This is a genomic window from Novosphingobium sp. BL-52-GroH, from assembly GCF_044813085.1.
Taxonomy (GTDB): Bacteria; Pseudomonadota; Alphaproteobacteria; order Sphingomonadales; family Sphingomonadaceae; genus Novosphingobium.
Window position 1 is genome coordinate 1,055,385 of sequence record NZ_CP171149.1, and the last position, 12,116, is coordinate 1,067,500.

The following is a 12,116-nucleotide window of genomic DNA, read 5'->3' on the forward strand; positions in this document are numbered from 1 at the left end:
GCCATGACTGAAGATACATTCGATACCCTGGCCGTCGGCCATCGCGGACCCGGCGAGCATGCGATCCGGGAGCAGATCGTCGAGGCCGCGGAAGCGCACTTTTCGCGCTACGGCTACAGCAAGACCACGGTTTCCGACTTGGCCAAGGCGATCGGTTTCTCGAAGGCCTACGTCTACAAGTTCTTCGATTCGAAGCAGGCGATAGGCCAGGCGATCTGCGCCAAGACGCTGGAGGGCCTGCTCGGACAGGCGCGGCAAGCGGTAGCCGATGCCCCTACTGCGACCGAGAAAATGCGAAGCTTTTTCAGCGCCATAGTCTCATCCAGCGCGGAACTCTTCTTCGACGATCAGAAGCTTTACGAAATAGCGACTCACTCGGTCGTCGAACAATGGCCGTCCTGCATGGCCTATTGTTCGGCCCTGGAGCAGATCGTGCGCGAGATCGTGCTGGAGGGGCGCGCCTCGGGAGAATTCGAGCGCAAGACACCGCTCGACGAGACCGCGCGGGCAATCATGAAGGCCATGGAATCCTTCCATAATCCGGTCATGCTCCAGTACAAGCTGGACAGCTTGGACAATGGCCCGACAGAAGTCGTGAGCCTCATCCTGCGCAGCCTGGCGCCATAAAAACTATCATTCACGGTTTGTGACTAGTTGACAATATGGTCACATGAACGACAATGGCGCCCCTGACTTCCTCAGGCAGGACTCGCCATGTCGACCATTTCTCTCTCGTTCCTGACCCGTGCCGCGCCATCAGTTCTGGTGCTTTCCCCGATGCTGCTGCTGGCCTCCTGCGGCCATGCCGATGCTGATCCGCGGACCCAGCCGCCGCTGGTGCGCACCGCCACCGCCGGCGCCGCGCACGAGGATGGCGAGAGTTTCACGGGAGTCATTTCCTCGCGCGTGCAGAGCAACCTCGGCTTTCGCGTCGCCGGCAAGGTCGTGGCCCGGCTGGTCGATACCGGGCAGGTGGTGCGCCGGGGCCAGCCGCTGATGCGGATAGATGCTACCGACTATGTCCTTGCCTCAAGGCAGTCGCAAGGGGCCGTGGCGGCGGCGCGGGCGACCGCGATCCAGACGGCCGCGGACGAAAAGCGCTATCGCGACCTCGTCTCGGCCGGGGCGATTTCCGCATCCGCCTATGGCAAGGTCAAGGCGGATGCCGACGCGGCCCGCGGGCAATTAAGCGCCCTTCAGGCGCAGGCTTCGGTGGCGCGCAACGAGGCGGGCTATGCCCTGCTGCTGGCCGATGCCGACGGCACCGTGGTCGAGACGCTGGCCGAACCGGGGCAGGTGGTGGCCGCAGGGCAGCCCGTCGTGCGCCTGGCGCATGCAGGCGCGCGCGAGGCGGTGGTCGCACTGCCCGAGACACAGCGCCCGGCGGTTGGCTCCACCGCACAGGCCAGGCTGTTTCGCGGTACGACGAGCGTGGCGCGGCTGCGCCAGTTGTCGGATGCCGCCGATCCGCAGACCCGCACGTACGAAGCGCGCTATGTGCTCGACGGTGCGGCCGCAAGCGCGCCGCTGGGGTCGACCGTGACGCTGCAACTGGCAGCGAGCGGCGATGCCCCGGTGGCCCTGGAAGTGCCGCTCGGGGCGCTGCACGACCCCGGCAGCGGGCCGGGCGTCTGGGTGCTCGATAGCAAGGATCGCGTCCACTGGCGTACCGTGAAGGTCGTCGCACTGGGTGCCGAGACCGCCCGCCTCGCCGGCGGCCTGCGCACGGGCGAGCGCTTCGTCTCGCTCGGCGCGCATCTCTTGCGCGAGGGCGAGCAGGTGCGCACCGCAACTCCGGTAGCCGCGCGATGAGCGGCTTCAACCTTTCCGCGCTGGCGGTGCGCGAGCGGGCGATCACGCTGTTCCTCATCGTCACGCTTTCGCTGGCGGGGCTCGTGGCTTTCCTCAGCCTGGGTCGCGCAGAGGACCCGGCTTTCACGGTCAAGGTTCTGACGGTCGTCACCGCCTGGCCTGGTGCCACCGCGCAGGAGATGCAGGACCAGGTCGCCGAGCCGCTCGAAAAGCGCCTCCAGGAACTGGCCTGGTACGATCGGTCGGAGACTTTCACCCGCCCGGGCCTCGCCTTCACCACCCTGACCCTCAAGGACACGACTCCGCCCGAGGCCGTGCCCGACGAGTTCTACCAGGCGCGCAAGAAGCTTTCGGACGAAGCCTCCAAGCTGCCGCGCGGCGTCGTCGGGCCTTTCGTGAACGACGAGTATTCGGACGTCACATTCGCGCTCTATGCGCTCAAGGCAAAGGGCGAACCGCTCAACGTCCTCGCGCGCGAGGCGGAAACGTTGCGCCAACGGCTGCTGCACGTTCCCGGCGTGCGCAAGGTCAATATCATCGGCGAGCGGCCGGAGCGCATCTTCGTGGAGTTCTCGCAAGACCGCCTCGCCACGCTGGGCATCAACCCGCGCGATATCCTGGGGGCCCTCGCCGCGCAGAACCTGGTGACGCCGGCCGGATCGATCGAGGCCAAGGGGCCGCAGGTCGTGGTGCGCCTCGACGGGGCGTTCGACGGGCTCGACGCCATCCGCGCCATCCCGATCGTTGCGCAGGGACGCACGCTGCGGCTATCGGACATCGCGGAGGTCAGGCGCGGCTACGAGGACCCGGCGACGTTCCTGGTTCGGCACGAGGGCGAGCCGGCCCTGCTGCTGGGCGTCGTCAAGCGCGACCGCTGGAACGGGCTGGACCTGGGCAAGGCTCTCGATGCGGAAGTCGGCCGGATCGGCGGGGAACTGCCGCTGGGCCTTTCGCTCACCAAGGTCACGGACCAGTCCGTCAACATTCAGGAGGCGGTCGGCGAGTTCATGCTCAAGTTCTTCGTCGCGCTCGCGGTGGTGATGGCGGTGTGCCTGATCTCGATGGGCTGGCGCGTGGGCATCGTCGTGGCCGCCGCCGTGCCGCTGACGCTGGCCACCGTGTTCGTCATCATGATGGCGACGGGGCGCGAGTTCGACCGCATCACGCTGGGTGCCCTGATTCTCGCGCTTGGGCTGTTGGTGGACGATGCCATCATCGCCATCGAGATGATGGTGGTGAAGATGGAGGAGGGTTTCGACCGGCTGACCGCGGCCACCTATGCCTGGAGCCACACCGCCGCGCCGATGCTGAGCGGGACGCTGGTGACGGTGATCGGCCTCATGCCGGTCGGCTTCGCCAAGTCAAGCGCGGGGGAGTACGCCGGCAACATCTTCTGGATCGTCGGCTTTGCGCTGGTCACCTCGTGGATCGTCGCGGTGGCCTTCACGCCGTACCTCGGCGTCAAGCTTCTGCCCGAGATCGAGCGGGTGAAGGGCGGTCACGAGGCGATCTACGATACACCGCGCTACAACCGTCTGCGCCGTATTCTGGCGGGCGTGATCCGGCGAAAATGGACGGTCGCCGGCGCGGTGGTGGCGGCATTCGTCATCGCCGTGTTCGCCATGGGCGCGGTCAAGCAGCAGTTCTTCCCGACGTCCGACCGGCCCGAAGTGCTCGTGGAGGTGCAGATGCCCGAGGGCACCAGCATCGAGCAGACCAGCGCCGCAACCGCCAAGGTCGAGGCGTGGCTGAAGAAGCAGCCCGAGGCGCAGATCGTCACGGCCTATGTCGGGCAGGGCGCGCCGCGCTTCTTCCTTGCGATGGCGCCCGAGCTTCCCGACCCGTCGTTCGCCAAGATCGTGATCCGCACCCCCGACGAGGCCGCGCGCGAGGCGCTCAAGCTGCGGGTGCGGCGGGTGGTGGCCGATGGCCTGGCGCCCGAGGCGCGGGTGCGCGCGACGCAACTGGTGTTCGGCCCCTATTCGCCGTTCCCGGTCGCCTTCCGCGTCAACGGCCCGGACGAGGCGAAGGTGCGCAGGATCGCCGAGGACGTGCGCCGGGTCATGCTGGCCAGCCCCGACATGCGACAGGTCAACAGCGACTGGGGCGAGCGGGTACCGACGATGCACTTCGTCCTCGATCAGGACCGGCTGCGCGCCATCGGCCTCACGTCGCAGGCGGCGGCGGAGCAATTGCAGTTCCTGCTGACCGGATCGACCGTCAGCCAGATGCGCGAGGATATCCGCACCGTCGACGTCGTCGCCCGCAGCAGCGGTGCCGAACGGCTCGATCCCGCGCGCATCGGCGGCTTCACGCTGATCGGCGAACAAGGGCAGCACGTTCCGGTCGCCCAACTCGGCCGGATGGAAGTGCGCATGGAAGACCCGATCCTGCGCCGCCGCGACCGCGTTCCCACGATAACCGTGCGCGGCGACATCGCCGAAGGGCTGCAGCCGCCCGAAGTGTCGATGGCGATGGACAAGGCGCTGGCCCCGCTCAGGTCCGGACTGCCCGCCGGCTATCACATCGACACGGCAGGCGCGATCGAGGAGGCGGGCAAGGCCAATGCCGCGCTGGCGGCGGTCTTTCCGATCATGATCGCGCTGATGCTGACGGTCATCATCTTCCAGGTCCGCAGCTTCTCGGCGATGGCGATGGTGGTGGCGACCGCGCCGCTGGGGCTGGTGGGCGTGGTCCCGACGTTGCTGCTGTTCGGCCAACCGTTCGGGTTCAATTCGATCCTGGGACTGATCGGTCTCGCCGGTATCCTGATGCGCAACACGCTGATCCTGATCGGGCAGATCCACGGCAACGAAGCGGACGGCCTCGATCCCTACAACGCCGTGGTGGAAGCCACCGTGCAACGCGCAAGGCCGGTGATCCTGACGGCGCTGGCGGCGATCCTGGCTTTCATCCCGCTCACCACCTCGGTATTCTGGGGTTCGCTGGCCTACACGCTGATCGGGGGCACGCTGGGCGGGACGGTGCTGACGCTGATCTTCCTGCCGGCGCTCTATGCCATCTGGTTCCGCATCCGCCCCGATGGCCGGCACGGGCATCCCGGGCAGGCCGATGCTCCGATGGTGGACAGGACAGTGCCGCAGCCCGCGTGAAGCGCGGGGTTCGCGAGGAAGGCAGGGGGAGGGCTATACGGCCGCTCCTGCCTTCCGCGCCGCCTCGAAAAGGCCTTCGAGTTCGTCGGTGCGGCGCACGTCGGCGAACATGATGCAGACGTTGAGGAGCGCGGCGTTATGCTCCTCGTCGGTCACGGTGGCGGTTGCATCGCTCAGGAACACGACCTTGTAGCCCATCATGTTGGCATCGCGCGCGGTGCTTTCGCAGCAGCAGTTGGTGAGCGTGCCCGCGATAACCAGGGTATCGATGCCGGTGCCTTCCAGCGCCGATTTCAGCCCCTGGGCAGGGCACATGAACGCACTGTAGCGGTACTTGTCGACCACCGGGTCGCCGTCCCGCACGTCCATCGCGGGATGGATCGCATGGGAAGGCGTGCCCGCGCGCATGACCTCGACGGCGGTGCGGACCGTGGTGTCGGTCATGTCGTATTGCCAGGCCGGCATCGCCAGGGGCGGCTCCGCGCTGGTCGTCTGGCGGGTCCAGTAGACCTTGCCGCCGGCCGCGCGCACCACGTGTGCGGCGCGGTTGACCTTGTCGGCGATGTCCAGCGCCTGCGGATTGCCGAAGACTTCGCCCGGTTCCATGAAGACGGTCTGCATGTCGATTGCGACGAGCGCGGTGCGAGCGCCGTCCAGGGCGGGGAAGTCGTTGTGGATGCGCCCGCGGACGACGGCCCAGTCGGGCAGTTCGATCGAGTGAACCATGTCAGAAGTCGACCGAGACCGAACCCATCACCTGGCGCGGCGGGATGTATTCGACGCTGGTGGTGCCCGAACCGTAGGGGTCGGAGAAGCGCGAGGCGATGCCGGCCTTGTTGGTGATGTTCTGCGCGCGCAGGCCCAGGCGCCAGGGCTTGTCTTCCGGCGTGTAGCTGATCGAGGCGTTGAAGATCGTGTACGACGGCACCTTGTCGAGGAAGCTGTCGGCGAAGACGCGGTAGTTGTAGCTGCCGCGGTAGGCCATCTCGCCGCGAACGGCCAGTTCGGCGCCGGGCAGGAAGGCGGTGTAGGTGGCCGAGAACGATCCTTGCGTGGTGGGCATCTTGGGCAGGCGCTTGCCGTTGACGTTCTCGCGCGCGTCGTCGACGGCCTGCTCGATCCGGGCATCGTAGTAGTATCCGGCGGGGTAGCCCAGTTCGGCGAACGTGGCGGCGCGGACCTGCGCAGCGGTCTGCGCGTCGATGGTCAGGAAGTCCGAGGTGAACTTGCCCTTCCCCCACGAGAACGTGCCGTCGAACCGCAGGCTGGGCGAGACGACGAAGGTGCCTTCGGCCTCGGCGCCCCAGACTTCGGCCTTGGGGATGTTGTCGGTGCCGCCGGCGAAGGGCACGGGGTCCTCGGCGGTGAACTGGAAGTTCTTGTACCAGTAGTAGTAGCCCGCCACGTTCAGCCGCACGCGCTTGTCGAAGAATTCGTTCTTGGAGCCGATCTCCAGCGCCTTCACCGTCTCCTTCTTGAAGCTCTGCGGCACGTACTGCGGCCCGGACGAGAAGCTGCCCGGGGCGAAGGGCAGGTCGGAGACGAAGCTGACGCCGGTCGGCTTGTAGCCGGTGGAGCCGGTCAGGTAGACCGAGTTGGCGGGGGTCAGCTTGTACTCCGCGCTCAGCTTTCCGGTGATGGCGTCGCTCTTGGCCGAGCGCGGCGGCACGACGTAGAAGAACTGGTAGGGCTGGGCCGAGACCTTGTCCCAGCTGTAGCGCAGGCCCGCCGTCACCGCGAGCGCTTCGGAGGCGTGGAAGGTGGCCTGGCCATAGGCCGCCCAGGAGGTGTGCTGGTAGGGGCTGTCGGTCTGGAATTTGACCCCGGTCCCGTCGGGCAGGACCACCGCGGCGATCGAAGGCGCGGACAGTTCGAGGATGTCCTGCAGCGCCCGTTGGCGCAAATAGAACCCGCCTACCGTCCACTCCAGCGCCGAAGTGTTCTGCGAGCTGAGGGTGAGTTCCTCGGTGAAGGTCTTGCTGCGGTCGTGCCAGCGCACGAGGTGGTCGAAGATCGCCGGGTTCGACGTGCGGTCGGATTCCGACTGCTGGTTCTTGTTCATGTACTGGTAGGCGCTGACCGACTTCAGCACCATCGTGTCGTTCAGCTCCTGCGAGAGCGTGAGCGAGACCATCCGGGTGTCGAGTTCGTACGTGGCCGGGTAGTCCTGGTCGACGTGGCGCTTGCCGGGCGTGGTGTCGGTGATGAGCTTCTGCACGGCGCCGGCATGGTCGGCATGGAAGGCCGAGGCTTCGAGCAGCGCGCTGAAAGTGGAATTGGGCTGCCACAGCAGCGAGGCGCGTCCGGCGAGATTGTTCTCGTCCTCCAGCTCGTACTTGTCGACGTTGGGCACGCTGACCGAATAGCCGTAGCCGTCGTGGCGCAGGTACTGTCCGGCGAAGCGTGCGGCGAGCGTAGGCCCGAGTGGCACGTTCACCGCACCGTCGGCCTTGACGTAGTTGTAGTTGCCGTAGGACGCCGAGGCATTGCCGCTGGAATCGCCGATCACCGGCTTCTTTGTGATGACGTTGATCGCGCCGCCGGTGGATGTCTCGCCGAAGACGGTGCCCTGGGGGCCGCGCAGGACCTCGATCCGGTCGACGTCGATCAGGTCCTGCCCCAGCGACATGGTGTGGGCGATGTAGACGCCGTTGATGTGGAAGGCGACGCCCGGCTGCGAATTGGGATTCGAGCTGGTCTCGTAGCCGATCCCGCGGATCGTCACGACGCGCTCGGCGCCCTGGTTGCGCGCGATGCTGAGGCCCGGGACGTAGCCGTCGAGGTCGTCGAGCCGGTTGGTGTTGCGCTCACGCAGCACGGTGGAATCGATCGCGGTGATGGCGATCGGAATGTCCTGCAGGCGCGTGTCGCGCTTCTCGCCGGTGACGATGATGTCGCCCAGCTGCGCGCCGTCGGCCGCATCCGCCTCTGCGGCGCTGGCCGGCACGGCAGTCGCCGCGATCGCCCAGAGCGACGTCGCGATGGCGAGCCGGGCCACGCGGCTGGGGAATGTCTTGGCTTGCATGAGGATCTCCCTGTTGTCTGGTTGAGATCCGCTCCCGTCGTTTCTTTTCTTGCTTCATCCCGCGCACAGCGCCTCACCGTGCGATGATCTGCCCGTTTCAGGCCGTACTTAATCGTGCATTAAATTATGCAATATGCAATGCAAATTATGGTCAGATTCGGATCTGGCGCGAAACCCGGTTTCCCACCGTCATGTCGGTCTGCCGATTATGCTTCCATACCCGCCATGTAGCCGCAATGCCGTGATGCCGGGGCAACGAAGACAGGGCGCTCATTGACAAGTCGGCCGGAAGCGAGCGGGCCGGACAAGCCACCTTCTCCCGATCGACGGTGGAGCCCGCTGCTCCGGTTCTTGGCGCCGCGTGCGGGTGGCAGGATGGCGAGTTCCGGTTGCGCGGCGAACGGCTCGATCGTCCCGGCCCCCTGCCGGCATTTTCGTCGAGAACTGGGATGCTTGCATCGGGCCGATGCACGGAAAGCGCTGGGCACCCGGCGGGCACCGAAGGTCCGAGCCGGCGCGTCGGCATGACGGTTTCTTTGCGTATGATGCCCCGCCACTTGATCGCGAGCGCACGCGGTAACTTGAGGCTTGCGTCGCGCCTGGAATCGCAGAAGCTAACGATGCACAGTGCGACGAGGCCGGAATTTCGTCGTTGCCCGGACAAGGGCGTCAGGGCACATGACAGATCGACCACATGGAAAATAACCATGCGATTCAAGTAATAAGAAACAGGGAAGCAGTGCAGGCCGGCCGCGATGGCGCACAACGTCATTGCGGCACGGGATAGCGGGGGCGCCGATTTGCAGGCGCCCGTGCCATGCCGGGTGATACATCCGGGATGAGGATCTCCAGAATCTGAAGGGCGGTGGGAAACGCGCGCATCCCTTGTGGTGCGCCTCCAACGATGGGGGGTTATTGTGATCACGAGAGCTCGATTAATCAAATCCACGGGTGTCTCCGTCCTGGCGCTTCTCGCCGCGACTTCTCCCGTCCAGGCATGGGCCGAGGTTGCGGCCGAGGTTGCGGCTGAAACGGCGGCCGACGAGGCGCCGGGGAGCGCTGCGGACGCTTCGGCGGGTGGTTCGGGCCCGGGGCTGGAAGAAATCGTCGTGTCAGCCGAGCGCACCAACGTCACGTTGCAGAAGGCCTCGCTTTCGGTTTCCGCCGTCACCGACGACACCCTCACGAAAGCCAACATCACCGAGATCACCGGCCTCAACGGAAGCGTGCCGGGGCTCGTCGTCGCCAAGAGCGGTGGCGGCGAGCGCATGATCTCGATCCGCGGCATCGGTTCCGAAACGCCCGAGAACCCGAATACCCAGCCGGGTGTCTCGTTCCACGTAGACGGCGTCTATATCTTCAACTCGATCGCCGCCAACGCCGCCTTCATCGACGTGGCGCAAGTCGAAGTCCTGCGCGGTCCGCAAGGCACCATGTACGGCCAGGGTTCGACCGGGGGCACCATCAACGTCGTGTCCAAGCAGCCCGAGCCGGGCGTGCTGTCGGGATCGGCCAACGTGGGCTACGGCAACTACGACCTGCTCAAGGCCGATGCCGCGCTCAACGTGCCGATCGGAGAGACCCTGGCGGTACGCGCCGCGGTCCAGCGCTACCGCCACGACGGCTATGCCAAGGCCACCAGCGTGGCCGGTGATCCCGACTATGAACTGGACGACGCCAACGAGTGGGGCGGCAAGGTCGCCGTCAAGTGGCAGCCCAACGACCGCGTCTCGGTGCTGCTGAGCACGATCCAGTACAAGGGCGACAACAACGCCTCCGCGCAGAAGAACATCCTCGATCCCGAGCCCGATGCACGCATCCTGACCCAGGACTATCCGGGCAAGACCTATATCCGCACCCAGCTTTACTACGGCGTCGTCAAGTTCGACATGGGCGGGGCGACGTTCAGCTCGATCACCAGCTACCAGAAGCTGCACAGCAAGCTGTCGTGGGACGGCGATGGGCTCAACACCGATCTGTTCTTCGCGCTTACCGACGGCATTAGCCCCGGTGCCGGCGTGCGCTACGACCACATCGCCACCTGGGAGCAGAACACCACTTCGTGGACCCAGGAATACAACCTGGCATCGGACAACGAAGGACCGTTCCGCTGGATTGTCGGCGGCGTGTATCTGCGCTCCAAGAACAAGAACTACATCAACGAATACCGGTCCGACGAAGGTGCCGGGCTCGATCCGGCCCTCCCCGTAGACGCCGCCTACGACAATCCGCTCGTCTCCGCCCTGACCTATGCCGAACTCTCTGCGGTGACGCGCGAAGCCTATGCCGGCTATGCGCAGGCCAGTCTCGACCTCACCGACAAACTGACGGTCACGGCCGGCCTGCGCTACAACCACGACAAGTACAGCGGGGTCAGCGACAGCCTGTCGAACGGCGGCACCGGCAGCAATGCGGGCGCCTATCTCCAGCCTACACCGACGGTGGGCACCAGCACCAAACGCGTCACCGGCAAGTTCGCGCTGGACTACGACCTGACGCCGCAGAACATGGTCTATGCCAGCTTCACGCGCGGCTTCAAGCCGGGCGGCATCAACGGCTCGGCGTCGCAGAACGGCTCGTTCAAGCTCCTCGGGTGGGAGGACGGCGTCAAGCCGACGTTCAAGCCGGAAACCCTCGATTCGATCGAAATCGGCTCGAAGAACCGATTCTTCGGCGACACACTGCAGATCAACGCCTCGGCCTTCTACTACTTCTACAAGAACCTGCAATTCCTCGAGGAAGATCCGATCCTGTTCGCCGATGGCATCAGCAACGGTCCCAAGGCGGAAGTCTATGGTGCCGAACTGGAGATGGACTGGAAGGCGACCTCGCACTTGCGCTTCGAAGGGTCGCTCTCGCTTCTCCATGGCGAGTTCACCAGCGATTACATGGCCCTCGATCCGACTGCGGCGGACGCAGCGCAAGTCGCCGCAGGCTATGCAGGCGTTGGCGGGTTCTATCAGAACTTCTTTTCCGCGGCGCTGGCCCGCCGGGCGGCCCGCGAGAACATCAACGGGAACAAGATCCCCAAGATGCCGTCGGTGCAGGGCTCGGCGGCGGTTACGTGGACGGGCGAGGTCGGCCCCGGCGAATTCACCGCCCGCGCGCAGTACATCTACCGCGGCAAGTTCAACTCGCGGGTGTTCGCAAGCCCGGTACAGGACGATACGCCGGACTACTCGCAGGTGAATCTCTTCGCGAACTACGATTTCGCCGATACCGGCTTCCACGCCTCGGTGACGGTCACCAACGTGTTCAACAAGGACGGCGTCAACTCACGCTTCACCGACCCCTATGGCAGCGGACAGATTTCCGATACCTTCATCCCGCCACGCCAGGCGATCTTCTCGGTCGGCTACAACTTCTGACGATTGCCGGGGTGCCCTCACGCCCCTGCATCGACGGGAAGGCCGCCGCCCTTGGGGCGGCGGCCGGATCATCCGTGCCACGGCTCCCCGGTATCAGAGGCTGGCCGTACCAGCCCGAGTTGAAGAAGCCGACGTTACGGAAGTACGGGTTGTATGAGAATGTCCGTGGCGTCGACCCTGGCGCCGACATTCGGGGAAGGCTCGGGACGGACCAGCAGGTCGATCAGGACGTAGCTGCCCTGGGAAACGTGGCCGGTGGCCATGGCGGGCTGGCCGTTGTGCCGGAACGCGCCGGTCGGGACAGGCATGGCGCGGTAGATGCGGCTTTGCCGGGTGCCGCCGACGGTCAGGTCGCCGATCTTGTACGTCGTGCTGAGTTTCGCCAGTCCCAGCGGGGTATCCGGCGAGAAGCGCGGGCCGTCGGAGTTCATGCTGTGCACATAAGTATGCTTCCCGCAATGCGCCAGTCAGGGTCGACCGAGCCGGCGATTTCCAGCCCCGCTTCCAGGTCTCGACGCCGCTGATCGCTTTGTAGAGGGGGGCGCGCCGTCTCCGCTCTTGGTCTGCCGCCGCGGCGCGCCGGGGCTGGTTGTCGTATCGGGTGTCCGCATGATGGTGTCGCCATCGGTTTATCGGCCGCTGAAGATGACCTGACCCCTCGAACGGATTGAGGGGCGCCGCTCCGTAGAGGCTGGTCTGCAGGGTGCGGTCGGTGTTGGAAGGGCAAGCCGCGATCGACGGTGGTCGGCCGGGGAGCACGGCATAGGTGGGGCTGGCGAGGCGGAACGTGGAGAGCCT

At 65.8% G+C, this 12,116-nt stretch carries 7 protein-coding genes; 4 read left to right on the top strand and 3 right to left on the bottom strand.

What is annotated here, in order from left to right; genetic code table 11:
* Positions 1-3 precede the first annotated feature (3 nt).
* The 3 genes from ACFFDA_RS04520 (at position 4) to ACFFDA_RS04530 (ending at position 4,925) form a co-directional block, all read left to right on the top strand.
* The gene (locus ACFFDA_RS04520) at positions 4-627 is read left to right on the top strand and encodes a TetR/AcrR family transcriptional regulator (protein ID WP_404476418.1); all 624 of its coding nucleotides are present in this window, start codon (positions 4-6) and stop codon (positions 625-627) included.
* Between the two features lie 87 nt (positions 628-714).
* Complete coding sequence (locus ACFFDA_RS04525) at positions 715-1,812, top strand: efflux RND transporter periplasmic adaptor subunit (RefSeq protein ID WP_404476420.1); 1,098 nt, start codon at positions 715-717, stop codon at positions 1,810-1,812.
* Positions 1,809-4,925, top strand: a complete 3,117-nt coding sequence (locus ACFFDA_RS04530; RefSeq protein WP_404476422.1) for an efflux RND transporter permease subunit — start codon at positions 1,809-1,811, stop codon at positions 4,923-4,925. The genes ACFFDA_RS04525 and ACFFDA_RS04530 overlap by 4 nt, the downstream gene beginning before the upstream one ends.
* Before the next feature lie 33 nt (positions 4,926-4,958).
* On the opposite strand, the gene ACFFDA_RS04535 is transcribed toward ACFFDA_RS04530, so the two are convergent.
* Together ACFFDA_RS04535 and ACFFDA_RS04540 are read right to left on the bottom strand one after the other, a co-directional pair.
* Entirely contained in the window at positions 4,959-5,651 is a 693-nt protein-coding gene (locus tag ACFFDA_RS04535; RefSeq protein ID WP_404476423.1) for a cysteine hydrolase family protein, read from the bottom strand.
* 1 nt (position 5,652) lies between these two features.
* Positions 5,653-7,950, bottom strand: a complete 2,298-nt coding sequence (locus ACFFDA_RS04540; protein WP_404476425.1) for a TonB-dependent receptor — start codon at positions 7,948-7,950, stop codon at positions 5,653-5,655.
* Between the two features lie 917 nt (positions 7,951-8,867).
* Here ACFFDA_RS04540 and ACFFDA_RS04545 point away from each other — a divergent pair.
* Positions 8,868-11,318 (top strand): TonB-dependent receptor, encoded by a 2,451-nt coding sequence (locus tag ACFFDA_RS04545; RefSeq protein ID WP_404476427.1) that lies wholly within the window; start codon positions 8,868-8,870, stop codon positions 11,316-11,318.
* A gap of 134 nt (positions 11,319-11,452) precedes the next feature.
* Here the strand turns inward: ACFFDA_RS04545 and ACFFDA_RS04550 are convergent, their stop codons facing one another.
* Positions 11,453-11,749: a hypothetical protein gene (locus ACFFDA_RS04550; RefSeq protein ID WP_404476428.1), complete on the bottom strand. Its 297-nt coding sequence runs from the start codon at positions 11,747-11,749 to the stop codon at positions 11,453-11,455.
* Positions 11,750-12,116: the final 367 nt, after the last annotated feature.

What these genes read in the sequence shown, in the direction of transcription:
- ACFFDA_RS04535 (WP_404476423.1), bottom strand. Translation starts at nt 5,651, where the DNA reads ATGGTTCACTCGATCGAACTGCCCGACTGGGCCGTCGTCCGCGGGCGC.
- ACFFDA_RS04525 (WP_404476420.1), top strand. Translation starts at nt 715, where the DNA reads ATGTCGACCATTTCTCTCTCGTTCCTGACCCGTGCCGCGCCATCAGTT.
- ACFFDA_RS04520 (WP_404476418.1), top strand. Translation starts at nt 4, where the DNA reads ATGACTGAAGATACATTCGATACCCTGGCCGTCGGCCATCGCGGACCC.
- ACFFDA_RS04540 (WP_404476425.1), bottom strand. Translation starts at nt 7,950, where the DNA reads ATGCAAGCCAAGACATTCCCCAGCCGCGTGGCCCGGCTCGCCATCGCG.
- ACFFDA_RS04550 (WP_404476428.1), bottom strand. Translation starts at nt 11,749, where the DNA reads ATGAACTCCGACGGCCCGCGCTTCTCGCCGGATACCCCGCTGGGACTG.
- ACFFDA_RS04530 (WP_404476422.1), top strand. Translation starts at nt 1,809, where the DNA reads ATGAGCGGCTTCAACCTTTCCGCGCTGGCGGTGCGCGAGCGGGCGATC.